The following is a 14,488-nucleotide window of genomic DNA, read 5'->3' as shown; positions in this document are numbered from 1 at the left end:
CGACGGCGGTGCTGGCCGGGTGCCGCTCGGGCAGGGCGCCGGGGGCGAGCGGCAGGGGGCGGCCGACTCCTGGAGGAGTACGGGGAGTTGCTGGACGCGTCCGCCCCCGGCTTCCCGGTGGTGACCCCGTAGGGCGGGTTCAGTCGGCGGGCAGGACGCTCCGGTAGTAGTCGATCTTGTCGCGGAGGTGGGCGCGCTGGCGCTCCAGCAGGGCGATCCGGTCGTTGACGGCGGTGTCGTGCCGCTCCAGCAGCTCGATCCGGCCGAGCAGGCTCTCCGGCCCCTCGGCGCGGGCGAGTTCGGCGTACCGGCGCATGTCGGCGATCGGCATGCCGGTGTCGCGCAGGCAGCGCAGGATGCCCAGCCAGCCGATGTCGTCCGGGCTGAAGCGGCGGTGGCCGCTGGTGGCGCGGGTGATGGAGGTGAGCAGGCCGATCCGCTCGTAGTAGCGCAGGGTGTCCAGGCTGAACCCCGAGCGTTCGGCGGCCTCGGCGGGAGTGAGCAGCTGTTGGGTCGTCACCGCCCCGATTCTGCCTGCCCGTCGGCCCGCGTGCAGCGGGTGAAGCGCTCGCCCCAGGCGGCCAGCAGCGCGGACAGCTCCGGCGGGGAGGCGACCGCGAAGTCCGCCCCCAGCGAACCGAGCGCCATCGCGGGCCACTCCAGGGAGTCCGCCTTCATCAGCACCCGGCTGCGCCCCGGCCCGGCCTCCTGCACCTCGGCCCAGGTGCCGAGCCGCTCCCGGACGGCCGCCGCGGGCGCCTTCACCAGCGCCTCGACCAGGTACGGGCGGGGCAGGCCCTGCAGGCCGGCCCGGACGAACTCGGCGGCGTCGGCGGCCGGCAGGGTGCGCGGCAGGAAGCGGGCGCCGGTCGGCTCGGGCCCGGCGAGGCGGTCCAGCCGGAAGGTGCGCCAGTCCTGGCGGGTCAGGTCGTAGGCGACCAGGTACCAGCGGCGGTCCAGCCGGACCAGGCCGTGCGGCTCCGCGTGCCGCTCGGTGGCCGCGCCCCCCGCCGCCTCGTACCGGAAGCGCAGCCGCTCGGTGTCCCGGCAGGCCAGGGCGACGGCGGTGAGGACGTCCGGGGCGATGCGGGCGGCGGTGTCGACGCGCCAGTCCGCCGGGACGGTGACCGTCCGCAGCGCCTCCACCCGGCGGCGCAGCCGGGCCGGCATCACCTGCACCACCTTCGCCAGCACCCGCACGGACGCCTCCGCGAGGCCCTCCACCGCGTTGTCCGCCGCGACCTGGAGCCCGACGGCCAGCGCCACCGCCTCCTCGTCGTCGATCACCAGCGGCGGCAGCGCCGCCCCCGCCGCCAGCTGGTAGCCGCCGTCCACGCCGCGCCGGGCCTCCACCGGGTAGCCGAGCTCGCGCAGCCGGTCCACGTCGCGGCGCAGCGTGCGCGGGGAGACGCCGAGCCGGGAGGAGAGCTCCTCGCCTGGCCAGAAGCGGTGGGACTGCAGCAGGGTGAGCAGGCGCAGGGTGCGGGCGCCGGTGTCGGCCATGGATCCCATCCTCCCGAAATTGCGGCCGGGAAGTGACCGCAATGGTCCGTAGCGTGGAACACGAAGCGAGCAGGACAGCGCATCGTGACCGGGGAACAGAGAGGGACACCATGAGCACCGAGACCGTCGAGACCACCGAGGCCGTCGAGACCGCGGAGGGCATGTACCCCGTCGCCACCGCGGAGGGCCCGACCGCCGAGCACGCCGACCTGATCGCGCAGCTCCGCGCCGGCCGGCACTTCCTGCGGTTCACCGCCCGCGGCCTCACCGACGAGCAGGCCCGGCAGCGCACCACCGCCAGCGAGCTCACCATCGGCGGCCTGATCAAGCACGTCACCTCGGTGGAGCGGAGCTGGGCGGCGTTCATCGCGGTCGGCACCTCCGCGCTGCCCGACTTCAGCGCGATGACCGAGGCCGACTACCAGGCCCGGCTGGACGAGTTCAAGCTGCTGCCCGGCGAGACCCTGCTCGGCGTCCTCACCGCGTACGAGGCGGTCGCCCGCGGCACCGACGAGCTGCTGGCCGGGCTGGACGACCTCGGGGTCTCCCACCCGCTGCCCGCCGCACCCTGGTTCACCCCCGGGGCGAGCTGGTCCGCCCGGCGCACCGTCATGCACATCATCGCCGAGACCGCCCAGCACGCCGGGCACGCCGACATCATCCGGGAGTCCCTGGACGGGCAGAAGAGCATGGGCTGACCTCCGGCCCGCTGCGCAGGGGGCCGGACCGCCGACGGCGGCCCGGGCCCCTTTCTGCGTTTTCTCCGGTCCCCGTGTCACACCCCGGGGGATCCGCCACTCTCGGGGTGCAGCCGGAAGACGAAGACGGAGGAGGCGGACCCGATGGACGAGGCGGACCCGATAGAGGAGGCGGACCCGATGGACGAGGCCACCGAGGTGTTCACCAGCCACCGGGAGCTGCTGTTCTCGATGGTCTACAACCTGCTCGGCACGGTCGCCGACACCGAGGACGTCCTCCAGGAGACCTGGCTCGCCTGGTCCGGGCGGCACCGGTCCGCCGGGGCCGCGCCGGTGCTCCACCCGCGCGCCTACCTGGTGCGCACCGCCGTCAACACCGCCCTCGCCCGGCGCGCCGAGATCAGCCGGCGGCGCGAGAGCTACTTCGGGCCCTGGCTGCCCGAACCGCTCCTCGCCCCGGCCGAGGAGGACCCGGGCGAGCGGGCCGAAGCGGTCTCGATCGCGCTGCTGGTGGTGCTGGAGACGCTCACGCCGCTGGAACGCGCCGTGTTCGTGCTGCACGAGGTGTTCGGGTACAGCCACCCGGAGACCGCCGGGATCCTCGGACGCACCCCCGCCGCCGTCCGCCAACTCGCCCACCGGGCCCGCGAACACGTCCGCGCCAGGCGACCCCGCTACCGGGCCGACCCGGCCGTCCGGCGGCAGGCCACCGAACGCTTCGCCGCCGCCGTCGGCGGCGGGGACCTCGACGCGCTGCTGCGGCTGCTCGCCCCCGACGTCACCCTCTGGGCGGACGGCGGCGGCAAGGCGACCGCCGCCGGGGCGCGCCCGGTGCACGGCCGCGGGCAGGTCGCCCGGCTGCTGGTCGGCAGCGCCGCGCGGGCGCAGGGCGTGCGGGTGCGGTGGGCCACCGCCAACGGCGACCCGTCGGCGGTGCTGTTCGTCGGCGAGGCCCCGTTCGCGGTGCTGGTGCTGGACCTCGCCGCGGACGGCGAGCAGGTCACGGACATCTACTTCGTGACCAACCCCGACAAGTTGCAGGGCGCGAACTCCGTTGCGACCGAAGAGAACTGAGGAAGAGGAGAGAGTGATGAAGCTGACCGTGGTGGCCGCGTCCGGGGGGATCGGGCGGCAGTTGCTGGAGCAGGCGCTGGCGGGCGGGCACGAGGTGACGGCGGTGGTGCGGGACCCGGGGAAGCTCGGGGAGACGGCGGCGCGGGTGGTGCGGGCGGACCTGGCGCGGGCCGGGGCGGGGGAGCTGCGGGCCGCGGTGGCCGGGGCGGACGCGGTGCTGTCGGGCCTCGGGGCGGTCGGGAAGGCCGGCCTCGGGGTCGCGGAGGCGGGGACGCGGGCGCTGGTGGACGCGATGCGGGAGGCCGGGGCGCGCCGGCTGCTGGTGGTGAGCGCCGCGCCGATCGGGACGGTGCCCTCGCCGGAGCGGCCGAACCCGCCGCGGCACGACCCGGGGGAGGGGCCGGTGATGCGGTACGTGCTGACGCCGGTGGTGAAGCGGGTGCTGCGCGCGCACTACGCGGACCTGGCCCGGATGGAGGACGCGGTGCTGGCCAGCGGGCTGGACTGGACGGTGGTGCGCCCGCCCCGGCTCACCGACGGGCCGCTGACCTCCGACTACCGGGTCGCGTACGGGCGGAACCTGCGCGGCGGGTCGAAGGTGTCGCGGGCGGACGTCGCGCACTGCATGCTGCGCTCGGTCGGCGACCCGGACACCGTCGGGCGGATCCTCGGCGTCGCGGACTGACGGCCCCGTCCGGCCCGCGTCACCAGTAGGAGCCGTCGTCGAAGGACTCGAGGACGGCGTACTCGGCCGGGTCGTCGTCCTCGTCGAAGGTGGGCAGGCCGGGGGCTTCCAGGTCGCGGCGCAGCCAGGCCAGCAGGACGTCGACCAGGCCGCCCGCCAGCGGCGGACCCTGGTCGACGTGCCGGGGGTGGGCGGCCAGCGGCCAGCGGCCAGCGGTCCGGGTCGGGGCCCTCGGTGAGCCGGCCCAGCCCGTCGCCGTGGGCGGAGGCGGCGAAGGGCAGGCAGCCGCCGGGCTCCGGCCAGACCGCGAGCGGGAAGTCGTCGGGGTCGTCCTCGCGGAAGAGCAGGTAGCTCTCGCAGGCGTCCCGCTGGTGTGCGAGGAAGTCGTGCCCGCCCTGGCGCAGCGGGGTGCGGAAGCGCAGGTGGCCGCCGAGCAACTCGCGGTACTTGGAGGGGAACCGGCGCCCGAGCCGGTGCTCGACCGCCGCCCAGTCCACCGGGACCGGCACCGGCCGGGCCGGGTGCGCGGGCGACCGCTCGGTGTGCGCGGTGACGTACGCGGCGATGTCCATTCCTGCTCCCGTTCCCGCCCGTTCCCGCCCGTCCCGGCGCTGTTGGTGCTGACGGCGCTGACGGCGTCGTCGGCGCTGTCGGCGCTGCCCGGTGAAGCGACGGCACCGCCCGGACGGCACCTACCCTGAGGGGATGTCAGCTCCTCGTCTGCGCCGGGTGGCCGTGCTGGTCCTGGACGGCGCCAAGCCGCTCGACGTCGGGATCCCCGCGCAGGTGTTCTCCACCCGCGGCAGCATGCCGTACGAGGTGCGGGTGTGCGGGGCCGCGCCCGGGCTGGTCTCGGGCGGGGACGGCCTGTCGTACCACGTGGCGCACGGGCTGGAGGCGCTGGAGTGGGCGGAGTCGGTGTTCGTGCCCGGCTACCGGCACCCCGACCGGGACGACCCGCCGACCACCGTCGTCGAGGCGCTGTGCGCCGCGCACGACCGCGGGGCCCGGCTGGCGGCGATCTCCACCGGCGCGTTCGCGCTGGCCGCGACCGGGCTGCTGGACGGCCGCCGCGCCACCACGCACTGGCACTACACCCGGGCGCTGGCCGCCAAGTACCCGCAGGTGCGGGTGGACGAGAACGTGCTGTTCGTCGACGAGGGCAGCGTGCTCACCTCGGCGGGCGCCGCGTCCGGCATCGACCTGTGCCTGCACGTGCTGCGCAGCGACCTCGGGGTGGCCGCGTCCAACCACACCGCGCGCCGCCTGGTCGCCGCGCCCTACCGCAGCGGCGGCCAGGCGCAGTACGTGCCGCGCAGCGTGCCCGAGCCGGTCGGGGAGCGGTTCGCGGCCACCCGGGAGTGGGCGCTGCACCGGCTGGACGGGCCGCTGACGGTGCGGACGCTGGCCCGGCACGCCGCCGTCTCGCCGCGCACCTTCTCCCGGCGCTTCGTCGAGGACACCGGCTACACGCCGATGCAGTGGGTGCTGCGGGCCCGCGTCGACCTGGCCCGTGAGCTGCTGGAACGCTCCGGGCACAGCGTCGAGCAGATCGCCGCCGAGACCGGCCTGGGCACCGGCGCGAACCTGCGCGCGCACTTCCAGCAGATCCTCGGGACCACGCCCAGCGAGTACCGCCGGACGTTCACCAGGGGGCAGTGAACGGCTGGCACGATCCTTGCGAACAGTGGCACGGGCGCCACTGCCACCGGCCCTCCCGGCGAGCGACAGTGGAAGCACACCACCCCGCAGGAACGCCGCAGAAGAGCCGCAGAGAAGGGCACCACCCATGACCCGCATCGCCGTCAACGGATTCGGCCGCATCGGACGCAACGTGCTGCGCGCCCTGCTGGAGCGCGACAGCAAGCTGGAGGTCGTCGCCGTCAACGACCTGACCGAGCCGACCGCGCTCGGCCGGCTGCTCGCCTACGACACCACCTCGGGCCGGCTCGGCCGCCCGGTCACCGTCGAGGGCGACACCCTGGTCGTCGACGGCCGCCGGATCAAGGTCCTCGCCGAGCGCGACCCCGCCGACCTGCCCTGGGCCGAGCTCGGCGTCGACATCGTGCTGGAGGCCACCGGCCGGTTCACCTCCGCCGAGGCCGCCCGCGCCCACCTCACCGCGGGCGCCAAGAAGGTCCTGGTCTCCGCCCCGTCCGACGGCGCCGACGTGACGCTCGCCTACGGCGTCAACACCGACGCGTACGACCCGGCCGTGCACACCATCGTCTCCAACGCCTCCTGCACCACCAACGCGCTCGCCCCGCTGGCCGCCGTCCTCGACGAACTCGCGGGCATCGAGCACGGGTTCATGACCACCGTGCACGCCTACACCCAGGAGCAGAACCTCCAGGACGGTCCGCACCGCGACCCGCGCCGGGCCCGCGCCGCCGCCGTCAACATCGTCCCGACCACCACCGGCGCCGCCAAGGCGATCGGCCTGGTGCTGCCCCAGCTGGACGGCAAGCTGTCCGGCGACTCGATCCGGGTGCCGGTGCCGGTCGGCTCGATCGTCGAGCTGAACACCACCGTCGCCCGCGACGTCACCCGCGAGGAGGTGCTCGCCGCCTACCGCGAGGCCGCGGCGGGCAGGCTCGCGGGCGTGCTGGAGTACTCGGACGACCCGCTGGTCTCCTCCGACATCACCGGCAACCCGGCCTCCTCGATCTTCGACTCGGAGTTGACCCGGGTCGACGGCCGCCACGTCAAGGTGGTCGCCTGGTACGACAACGAGTGGGGCTTCTCCAACCGGGTCATCGACACCCTGGAGCTGCTCGCCGGCTGACGCCGCACCGCGACGGGCCCGGACCGGTTCGCCGGCCCGGGCCCGTCGCGCGTGCGCGTGCGCTCATGGCGTGGGCGGGGTCAGAGCGGGGGCAGGTCGAACGCCGCGGCGGCGACCCGGTACTGGACGGGGAACGGGACGCCCTGCCGGGAGGTCGGGGTGAAGGAGTACACCAAGTCCCGGGAGGCGTCGCGGGTGGCGAACACCGCGCTGGTGCAGCCCGGGCGGCTGCCGGTCTCGCCCCACAGCTCGACGCCCGGCTCGGGGGTGGAGCGCATCAGGCCGGTGCTGAAGCGGGCCCGGTCGGCGGTCGGGCCGAGGCCGCAGTTCTGGTTGCGGAAGTTCGGCACGTCCGGGACGGCGAACAGCTCCGCCTGCCGGGCGGGCGGCAGCAGCTCGCCCCGCAGCAGCGCGGACAGGAAGCGCTCCAGGTCGGGCGCGGTGGAGACCATGCCGCCCTCGGCCCACGGCCACGGGCTCTGCCGGGTGACGTCCACCGGGTCGCTGCCGCCGCCGGGCCGGGGCACGGCGCGGCCTCCGCTGCGGTCGGTGGGGGTGTCGTCGAGAGGACTGCGGAGGGCGGCGGTTCGGTTCTGCACGGACCCGGCGCGGAACGCCCGGCGGCACCGGGAGCAGAACGGTGCGGCGGCTGACAACCTTTCCGCGGGGCCCGGGCGTCTGGTCGGTGTGAGCCGAGAAACCGAGGACGACGCCTACACCGATTTCGTCGCGACCGCCTGGCCCCGGCACCTGCGCACCGCGACGCTGATCGCGGGCGACCGGCACCGGGGCGAGGAACTGCTCCAGGACTGCCTGGTCAAGCTGTACGTGCGCTGGCGACGGATGCGGACCGACGACCCGCACGCCTACCTGCGGCGGATGCTGGTCAACAACCACATCAGCTGGTGGCGGCGTCGCCGCCGGGAACTGCTCATCGCCGAACCGCCGGACGGGCCCTCCGGCGGTGCGGCGGGGACGGAGGCCTCGGACGAGCTGTACCGCGCGCTGCGCGAACTCCCGCCCAGACAACGGGCGGTGGTCGTGCTGCGGCACTTCGAGGACCTGACGGAGAAGGACGCCGCCGCGGTCCTCGGGTGCTCGGTCGGCACCGTCAAGAGCCAGCACTCCCGGGCGATGGCCCGGCTGCGCACCGTCCTGGCACGGAACACCTCCGAGGGCGGGGACCCCTCCGGGGGACGGGACCCGTCCGGGGGCGGGGCGGGGAACCACGCGCCCTACCAGCGGCCGCACCGGCCGCAGCAGCACCAGCCGCAGCACCACCAGCCGAAGAACCGCACGAAGAACCAGGAGAGTGTCACCCGATGAACGACACCGAGCACCAGGAGATGTCCCGCGCCCTGCGGGACCTTGCCGACCGGCACGGCCCGGCCGGGCCCGCCCCGGTCACCGAACTGATGCACCGCGGCCGCCGCCGCCGCGGGCTGCGCACCGCCGCCGTCACGGGCAGCGTCGCCGCCGTGGCCGCGGTCGCGGTGTTCGGCGGGCTCGCCCTCTCGGGCGGCCCGACGGCGACCGTCGCGGGCCCGGCGGGGGCGGGCACCGCGTCCACCTCCGCCTCCACCTCCGCCTCCGTGACGCCCGGGGGTGCGGTCCAGCTGGGGCCGACCAGCGGGGCCGAGGTCGCCGCGCTGCTCAAGAGCCGCTTCCCGCAGGGCTACCGGGCGGACGGCGAGCCGTTCCTGGTCGAGGACAAGGGCATCGACTGGGAGCTGCTCAACAAGCAGCTCACCGAGGAGCAGAAGAAGCTGGCCGCCGAGCAGGGCGGGCTCCCCGACCGGCTCAAGAACGGCGCCCGGATCGGCGGCCAGGTCGGCGCCGGGTACACCATCGCCAAGGGGTCGAAGACCGGTACCGTGCAGCTCACCATCAGCCGCGGACAGGACGGGGCGCCCCACCGGGCGCCGGCCACGTGCGGCACCCCGGGGTGCAGCGCCACCAAGCAGCCGGACGGCAGCACCCTGGTGCTCAACCTCCCGCCCGCGGCGGCGGGCGGCGAGCAGGTCTGGCAGGCGACCCTCTACCGCACCGACGGCAGCATGATCACCGCCGAGTCGGGTACCGTCCCGCTGCCCGGCCACGGCTCCGACCTGTACGCCGGACCGCCCGCGCTGGACGGCCAGCAGCTCACCGCCCTCGTCCTCGACCCGGCCTGGGTCCAGGAGGCGGCCGGCCACTGATCCGGGGCCGGTCAGAGCCCCGAGTCCCACCAGCGGTGGGGCGGGCCACCGGCCGGAACCAGGTACCGGCGGCGGAGGATCTCCTCGTCCAACGCCCGTACCAGCAACAGTAGTTCACGCGCACTGCGAGTCGGCAGCGCATGCACCGCCCGCTCCAGGACGTCCCGCGCCTCCGCGGGCTCGGGGCAGCAGGACGGCTGTCCGCAGCGGTCCCGGTAGAACGGCGGCAGGCTGAGCCCGGGCGCCCGGGCGATCGACTCCCAGCGCCGCAGCGCCACCTCCACGGCACCCGCTCCCCACCGCTCCCGCTCCAGTCGGGCCAGCGCGGCGTGCGCCGGGCCGGACAGCCGGCCGATCCGCGAGTACCCGCGCGGCGGGCCCCAGGCCCGCGGCGGCACCCGGAGGCCGGAGGGGCGCCTACGCGGCAAGGCCCTTTCGACGGTTCGTCATCCCTCCACCTTGTCGGACACCCGTGGTGCCGGACAAGCGGTTTGACGTGCCGTCGAAAGGGCCGGGACGGGGTGGGGCGAGGGGCTACTTCGGGTCGCGGTCGAACTGGGCGCGGGACCAGCGGTAGCCGAGGACGGTGAGGCCGAGGCACCAGAGCAGGGCGATCCAGCCGTTGTTGCCGATGTGGGTGCCGAGCAGCAGGCCGCGCAGGGTCTCGATGGCGGGGGTGAAGGGCTGGTACTGGGCGATCGGCTGGAACCAGCCGGGCATCGAGTGCAGCGGCACGAAGGCGCTGGAGATCATCGGCAGCAGGATCAGCGGCATCGCGGCGTTGCTGGCGGCCTCCGCGTTGGGACTGCCCAGGCCCATGCCGACGGCGATCCAGGTCAGGGCGAGGGAGAACAGCACGAGCAGCCCGAACGCGGCCAGCCACTCCGGCGCGCTCGCACCGTGCGAGCGGAACCCGATCGCCGCCCCGACCAGGCCGACCAGCACCACGCTGGCCACCGACTGCAGCACGCTGCCGACCACCCGGCCGAACAGCACCGAGTCGCGGTGGATCGCCATGGTGCGGAACCGGGCGACGATGCCCTCGTTCATGTCGGTCGCCATCGACACGGCGGTGCCGATCACGGTCGAGCCGATGGTCATCAGCAGGATGCCGGGCACCAGGTAGGCGACGTAGGCGGAGCGTCCGGCGCCGCCGCTCATCGCGCCGCCGAAGATGTAGACGAACAGCAGGAGCAGCATCACCGGGGTGAGCAGCAGGTTCAGGGTGAGCGACGGGTAGCGCCGGGCGTGCAGCAGGTTGCGCCGCAGCATGGTGGACGAGTCGCGGACGGCGAGGGCGAGTTGGCTGCTCATCGGGCGTTCTCCTCAGCGGAAGCGGTGCTGGCGGCGGCGGTGCTGGCGGCGGCGGTCTGGTGGGGGACGGCGGGGGCGCCGGGGACGGCGGGGGCGCCGGTGAGGGCGAAGAAGACGTCGTCGAGGTCGGGGGTGTGGACGGTGAGTTCGTCGGCCTCGGCCCCGGCCGCGTCGAGGCGGTCGAGGACGGAGCGCAGGGCGCGCTGGCTGCCGTCGCTGGGGACGTCGAGGGTGAGGGCCTCGTCGTCGCGGGCGGCCTCGGTGAGGGCGGCGGCCGCGGCGCGGTGGGCGGCCGGGTCGGTGAAGCGCAGGCGGACGTGGCCGCCGGGGACGAGGCGCTTGAGCTCCTCGGCGGTGCCCTCGGCCGCGATGGCGCCGCCGTGCAGGACGGCGATCCGGTCGGCGAGCTCGTCGGCCTCCTCCAGGTACTGGGTGGTGAGGAGGACGGTGGTGCCGTCGGCGACGAGTTCCCTGATCACCTGCCACATGCCGTGGCGGCTGCGCGGGTCGAGGCCGGTGGTGGGCTCGTCGAGGAAGATGATCCGGGGGCTGCCGACCAGGGTCATCGCGATGTCGAGCCGTCGCTTCATGCCGCCGGAGTAGGTGGAGGCGGGTTTGTCGGCGGCGTCGGTGAGGTCGAAGCGGGCCAGGAGTTCGGCGGCGACCCGGCGGCCCTCGGCCTTGGGCAGGTGGTGCAGGTCGGCCATCAGCAGCATGTTCTCGGTGCCGGTGATCAGGCCGTCGACGGCGGAGAACTGGCCGGTGACGCCGATCGCGGCGCGGACCTGCTGGGGTGCGGTGGCGAGGTCGTGGCCGCCGACGGTGACCTGCCCGGCGTCGGGGCGGATCAGGGTGGAGAGGATCTTGACGGCGGTGGTCTTGCCGGCCCCGTTCGGGCCGAGCAGGGCGAAGACCGTTCCGGTGGGGACGGCGAGGTCGATGCCGTTCAGCACGGTCTTGTCGCCGTAGGACTTGTGCAGCCCGCTCGCCGCGATGGCCAAGCCGGTCATGGGGTGCTCCCTGTGGGTGTGGGGTACTGCGGTGGGGTGGTGCGGCGGTACGGGGTGGTGCGGCGCTGGCGGTGCGGGTGCTGTCGGTGCTGGTGGGCGGGGCGGCGCCGCCTCGGCGGGGCGGCGCCGGTGCCGCGGGGGGGGGTGGGGGTGGGTGGCGTCGGGTCAGGCGGCGGTGGCGGCGGAGATGTCGCCGTGCGCGGTGGTGGCGCGGATGGTGACCGCGGGGGCGTCGTCGGCGTTGCGCAGCGCGTTGTGGATCCGGCCGTGGCCGGTGCCGGCGTCCAGCGAGGCGGAGACGCCGCGGGCCACGCCGACCGAGATCGAGCCGGACCGGGTGGTGAGTTCGAGCGGGCCGCGCACCGCTTCGGTGACGGTCAGGTCGCCGCGCTGGGTGGTGAGGCCGCCGGGGCCGGTGAGGCGGCCGACCTCGATGCTGCCGTCCTGCAGGGTGAGGCTGGCGGCGGAGGCCTCGTCGAGCTTCACGGTGCCCCGGGCGCTCTCGAAGGACACGTCGCCGAGCCGTCCCACGCCCCGGAACTGGGCGTCCGCGCTCCTCGCCTCGACCTTCGAGCCGGAGGGCAGCTGCACGGTGACCTCCAGCGCGCCGGACGAGCCGAGCAGGCGGTGCGCGGCGGAGTCGGTGACGATCCGCAGCACGCCGTCGGCGTAGCTGACCTCGGTCTGCTCGACGGCCTTGGCGTCGCGTCCCTTGGCCGGGTCGGCGGGCCGCAGGTCGACCACGGTGTCGGTGCGGTCGGCGGCGATGAAGCGGACCAGACCGGCCGGGACGTCCAGGACGACGGTGACCGGGGCGGGGGTGTCGAATTTCTGCACGGTGTGCTCCCTGGGGGTTCCGAGTGGTGCGCTGCTTCGTTTCTGACATTGGAAACGCTACGTTGCGTTCACTGTCCTGGCAACGCTCTTGTTGCAATCAAATGGCATTGCAGCAGCTCAATGCGGGAAAATCGTTGCAACCGCCCTGGAGGTAACGCAACGTCAGAAGCGGTATTCGTTGCAATGGAATGAGGGTGAACGCTATGCTGGACGCGCAGACGCCACACATCGAAGAAGGGGGCCCCGATGCCGGGAGGCAGGCTCACCCAGCAGGAGCGCCAGCAGATCGCGCTGGGCCTGGCCGACGACCTCGCCTATGCGGAGATCGCCCGCCGGATCGACCGTCCGACCTCCACCGTCACCCGCGAGGTCATGCGCAACGGCGGTCCGACCGGCTACCGCGCCGACCTCGCGCACCGCGCCACCGAGCGCCGCGCCCACCGCCGGGCCGCACCGGCCCGCGGCCCGCTCCCGGTCGACCGTTCGGCCGACGGGCGCGACCCCGAGGCGCTGGACGCCTTCGAGGAGACGATCACCACCGTCTTCATGCACTCCGGCATGAGCCGGATGCCCGCCCGGGTGCTGGCCGCGCTGCTGCTCACCGACTCCGGCAGCCTGACCGCCGCCGAACTCGCCCGGCGCCTGCAGGTCAGCCCGGCGTCGGTGTCCAAGGCGGTGGCCTTCCTGGACGAGCAGTCGATGGTCCGCCGGGAGCGCGACGAGCGCCGCCGCGAGCGCTACCTGGTGGACGAGGAGATCTGGTACCAGTCCGCGGTGACCAGCGCCCACGCCAACTCCGCGGTGGCCGCCACCGCCCGCCAGGGCGTCTCCCTCCTCGGCTCGACCACCCCCGCCGGGGCGCGGCTGGAGAACGTCGCCCGGTTCCTCGACCACCTCTCCGAGGTGCTGCTGCGTGCTGCCGATCAGGCGCGCGAGGTGCTCTCCAGTCGGCCGGCCGGTGAGGAGTCCGTCGATTCCTCGCTTTAGTTAACCGTTCTACTTAATGGTTCGGATATTTGCCTAACTTTCTTAAGGCGATGGCTAGTTAATCGGTTAAGCGCAAACCATTGACCGAGGTGTTTCGGCGTGCCAGGATCCCGCAGACAACGTTGCCAAGGCCCTGGCGTTCCGGGGCGGCCGCGTTCCCCACCCCCACCTGAGGAGAGTCATGGAAAAGCCGCCGAGCCGCAGGGCGCTCACGGCTGTCGGCGCGGCAGTCGCCGCCGTCTTCGGCCTGCTGTTCTCCGTCTTCGGGTTCACCCCCGGCAGCGCCGAGGCCGCCACCTCCGGCATCCACGTCAGCAACGGCCGCGTCTACGAGTCCAACGGCAACCAGTTCGTCATGCGCGGCGTCAACCACGCGTACGCCTGGTACCCGAGCCAGACCACCGCGATCGCCGACATCGCGGCCAAGGGCGCCAACACCGTCCGCGTCGTGCTCAGCAACGGCGACCGCTGGACCCGCACCACCACCGCCCAGGTCTCCGCGCTGATCGCCCAGTGCAAGGCCGCCAAGGTCATCTGCGTGCTGGAGGTGCACGACACCACCGGCTACGGCGAGGACGCCGCCGCCACCACCCTCGACCGGGCCGCCCAGTTCTGGGTCGACAACAAGAGCGCGCTCGACGGCCAGGAGAACTACGTCGTCGTCAACATCGCCAACGAGCCCTGGGGCAACAGCGGTTACACCTCCTGGACGGCCGCCACCAAGAGCGCGATCGCCAAGCTGCGCAACGCCGGGATCCACCACGCGCTGATGGTCGACGGCCCGAACTGGGGCCAGGACTGGTCGAACACCATGCGCGACAACGCCGCCTCGGTGCTCGCCGCCGACCCCGACCGCAACACGATCTTCTCGATCCACATGTACGGCGTCTACAACACCGCCGCCAAGGTGCAGTCCTACCTGAACGCCTACACCTCGGCCGGGCTGCCCGTCGTCGTCGGCGAGTTCGGCGCCCAGCACAGCGACGGCGACCCGGACGAGGACGCCATCATGGCCACCGCCCAGACCCAGGGCATCGGCTACCTCGGCTGGTCCTGGAGCGGCAACGGCGGCGGCGTCGAGTACCTCGACCTGGTCAACAACTTCGACAAGAACTCGCTGACCAGCTGGGGCAACCGCTTCTTCAACGGCGCCAACGGCATCGCCGCCAGCGCCGAACGGGTACCCGTACTGCGCGTCGGCCTCGTCGGACCCGGACGGGGACGGCTGGGGCTGGGAGAACAGCGCCTCCTGCGTGGTGCGCGGCGGCAAGGCCGACACCGGTGCCACCGGGACCACCGCGCCGAACGGGTACCCGTACTGCGCGTCGGCCTCGTCGGACCCGGACGGGGACGGCTGGGGCTGGGAGAACAGCGCCTCCTGCGTGGTGCGCGGCGGC

16 protein-coding genes and 1 pseudogene are annotated in these 14,488 nt (G+C 74.1%); 10 read left to right on the top strand and 7 right to left on the bottom strand.

Annotated elements, in window-relative coordinates; genetic code table 11:
* Nucleotides 1-139 precede the first annotated feature (139 nt).
* Nucleotides 140-520 carry a MerR family transcriptional regulator gene (locus tag OO57_RS01055; protein ID WP_051776308.1) on the bottom strand — a complete coding sequence of 127 codons (381 nt, stop codon included), beginning with the start codon at nucleotides 518-520 and terminating at the stop codon, nucleotides 140-142.
* A complete protein-coding gene (locus OO57_RS01050; RefSeq protein ID WP_033250304.1) occupies nucleotides 517-1,503 on the bottom strand; it encodes a helix-turn-helix transcriptional regulator in 987 nt (328 codons plus the stop codon). Before OO57_RS01050 ends, OO57_RS01055 begins: the two co-directional genes overlap by 4 nt.
* 161 nt (nucleotides 1,504-1,664) lie before the next feature.
* Here OO57_RS01050 and OO57_RS01045 point away from each other — a divergent pair, with 161 nt between their 5' ends.
* The 5 genes from OO57_RS01045 to gap all read left to right on the top strand — a co-directional run bounded on the left by OO57_RS01045 (nucleotide 1,665) and on the right by gap (nucleotide 6,745).
* The gene (locus OO57_RS01045) at nucleotides 1,665-2,201 is read left to right on the top strand and encodes a DinB family protein (protein WP_033250428.1); all 537 of its coding nucleotides are present in this window, start codon (nucleotides 1,665-1,667) and stop codon (nucleotides 2,199-2,201) included.
* Between the two features lie 144 nt (nucleotides 2,202-2,345).
* A complete protein-coding gene (locus tag OO57_RS01040; protein ID WP_051776306.1) occupies nucleotides 2,346-3,275 on the top strand; it encodes a sigma-70 family RNA polymerase sigma factor in 930 nt (309 codons plus the stop codon).
* Between the two features lie 16 nt (nucleotides 3,276-3,291).
* The gene (locus OO57_RS01035; protein ID WP_033250303.1) at nucleotides 3,292-3,960 is read left to right on the top strand and encodes an NAD(P)-dependent oxidoreductase; all 669 of its coding nucleotides are present in this window, start codon (nucleotides 3,292-3,294) and stop codon (nucleotides 3,958-3,960) included.
* A gap of 705 nt (nucleotides 3,961-4,665) precedes the next feature.
* Nucleotides 4,666-5,622 (top strand): GlxA family transcriptional regulator, encoded by a 957-nt coding sequence (locus tag OO57_RS01030; protein ID WP_033250302.1) that lies wholly within the window; start codon nucleotides 4,666-4,668, stop codon nucleotides 5,620-5,622.
* A 127-nt stretch (nucleotides 5,623-5,749) separates the two neighbouring features.
* On the top strand, nucleotides 5,750-6,745 hold the full coding sequence (gene gap, locus OO57_RS01025) for a type I glyceraldehyde-3-phosphate dehydrogenase (RefSeq protein WP_033250301.1): 996 nt from the start codon (nucleotides 5,750-5,752) through the stop codon (nucleotides 6,743-6,745).
* Nucleotides 6,746-6,825: 80 nt separating this feature from the next.
* Here the strand turns inward: gap and OO57_RS01020 are convergent, their stop codons facing one another.
* Nucleotides 6,826-7,344 (bottom strand): beta-lactamase family protein, encoded by a 519-nt coding sequence (locus tag OO57_RS01020; protein WP_234337176.1) that lies wholly within the window; start codon nucleotides 7,342-7,344, stop codon nucleotides 6,826-6,828.
* Between the two features lie 88 nt (nucleotides 7,345-7,432).
* On the opposite strand from OO57_RS01020, the gene OO57_RS01015 reads away from it, so the two are divergent.
* On the top strand, nucleotides 7,433-8,071 hold the full coding sequence (locus tag OO57_RS01015; RefSeq protein ID WP_063737466.1) for a SigE family RNA polymerase sigma factor: 639 nt from the start codon (nucleotides 7,433-7,435) through the stop codon (nucleotides 8,069-8,071).
* Nucleotides 8,068-8,943, top strand: a complete 876-nt coding sequence (locus OO57_RS01010; RefSeq protein WP_033250300.1) for a lipase chaperone — start codon at nucleotides 8,068-8,070, stop codon at nucleotides 8,941-8,943. The genes OO57_RS01015 and OO57_RS01010 overlap by 4 nt, the downstream gene beginning before the upstream one ends.
* An 11-nt stretch (nucleotides 8,944-8,954) precedes the next feature.
* On the opposite strand, the gene OO57_RS38300 is transcribed toward OO57_RS01010, so the two are convergent.
* The 4 genes from OO57_RS38300 to OO57_RS00990 all read right to left on the bottom strand — a co-directional run bounded on the left by OO57_RS38300 (nucleotide 8,955) and on the right by OO57_RS00990 (nucleotide 12,104).
* Nucleotides 8,955-9,371, bottom strand: a complete 417-nt coding sequence (locus OO57_RS38300; RefSeq protein WP_158714992.1) for a hypothetical protein — start codon at nucleotides 9,369-9,371, stop codon at nucleotides 8,955-8,957.
* A gap of 106 nt (nucleotides 9,372-9,477) precedes the next feature.
* Nucleotides 9,478-10,257, bottom strand: coding sequence for an ABC transporter permease (locus OO57_RS01000; RefSeq protein ID WP_033250299.1), 780 nt, complete (start codon nucleotides 10,255-10,257; stop codon nucleotides 9,478-9,480).
* On the bottom strand, nucleotides 10,254-11,267 hold the full coding sequence (locus OO57_RS00995) for a daunorubicin resistance protein DrrA family ABC transporter ATP-binding protein (protein WP_033250298.1): 1,014 nt from the start codon (nucleotides 11,265-11,267) through the stop codon (nucleotides 10,254-10,256). Before OO57_RS00995 ends, OO57_RS01000 begins: the two co-directional genes overlap by 4 nt.
* Before the next feature lie 165 nt (nucleotides 11,268-11,432).
* A complete protein-coding gene (locus OO57_RS00990) occupies nucleotides 11,433-12,104 on the bottom strand; it encodes a DUF4097 family beta strand repeat-containing protein (protein ID WP_033250297.1) in 672 nt (223 codons plus the stop codon).
* A gap of 246 nt (nucleotides 12,105-12,350) precedes the next feature.
* Here OO57_RS00990 and OO57_RS00985 point away from each other — a divergent pair, with 246 nt between their 5' ends.
* The 3 genes and pseudogenes from OO57_RS00985 to OO57_RS45035 all read left to right on the top strand — a co-directional run.
* Entirely contained in the window at nucleotides 12,351-13,091 is a 741-nt protein-coding gene (locus OO57_RS00985) for a helix-turn-helix domain-containing protein (protein WP_033250296.1), read from the top strand.
* Between the two features lie 181 nt (nucleotides 13,092-13,272).
* A pseudogene (locus OO57_RS45045) lies at nucleotides 13,273-14,097 on the top strand (cellulase family glycosylhydrolase); the annotation flags it as partial.
* 247 nt (nucleotides 14,098-14,344) lie between these two features.
* Nucleotides 14,345-14,488 (top strand): carbohydrate-binding domain-containing protein (locus tag OO57_RS45035; RefSeq protein ID WP_324606760.1); only part of this gene is annotated, 144 nt, incomplete at its 3' end.

It is taken from the genome of Kitasatospora phosalacinea (assembly GCF_000717185.1).
Lineage (GTDB): Bacteria > Actinomycetota > Actinomycetes > Streptomycetales > Streptomycetaceae > Kitasatospora > Kitasatospora phosalacinea_A.
This window is presented reverse-complemented; position numbering and strand designations above follow the sequence as displayed.

Bases quoted from the DNA above. Each gene is read 5' to 3' on its own strand.
- OO57_RS01050 (WP_033250304.1), bottom strand. From the start codon at position 1,503: ATGGCCGACACCGGCGCCCGCACCCTGCGCCTGCTCACCCTGCTGCAG.
- OO57_RS01045 (WP_033250428.1), top strand. From the start codon at position 1,665: ATGTACCCCGTCGCCACCGCGGAGGGCCCGACCGCCGAGCACGCCGAC.
- OO57_RS01040 (WP_051776306.1), top strand. From the start codon at position 2,346: ATGGACGAGGCGGACCCGATAGAGGAGGCGGACCCGATGGACGAGGCC.
- OO57_RS01035 (WP_033250303.1), top strand. From the start codon at position 3,292: ATGAAGCTGACCGTGGTGGCCGCGTCCGGGGGGATCGGGCGGCAGTTG.
- OO57_RS01030 (WP_033250302.1), top strand. From the start codon at position 4,666: ATGTCAGCTCCTCGTCTGCGCCGGGTGGCCGTGCTGGTCCTGGACGGC.
- gap (WP_033250301.1), top strand. From the start codon at position 5,750: ATGACCCGCATCGCCGTCAACGGATTCGGCCGCATCGGACGCAACGTG.
- OO57_RS01010 (WP_033250300.1), top strand. From the start codon at position 8,068: ATGAACGACACCGAGCACCAGGAGATGTCCCGCGCCCTGCGGGACCTT.
- OO57_RS01000 (WP_033250299.1), bottom strand. From the start codon at position 10,257: ATGAGCAGCCAACTCGCCCTCGCCGTCCGCGACTCGTCCACCATGCTG.
- OO57_RS00995 (WP_033250298.1), bottom strand. From the start codon at position 11,267: ATGACCGGCTTGGCCATCGCGGCGAGCGGGCTGCACAAGTCCTACGGC.
- OO57_RS00985 (WP_033250296.1), top strand. From the start codon at position 12,351: ATGCCGGGAGGCAGGCTCACCCAGCAGGAGCGCCAGCAGATCGCGCTG.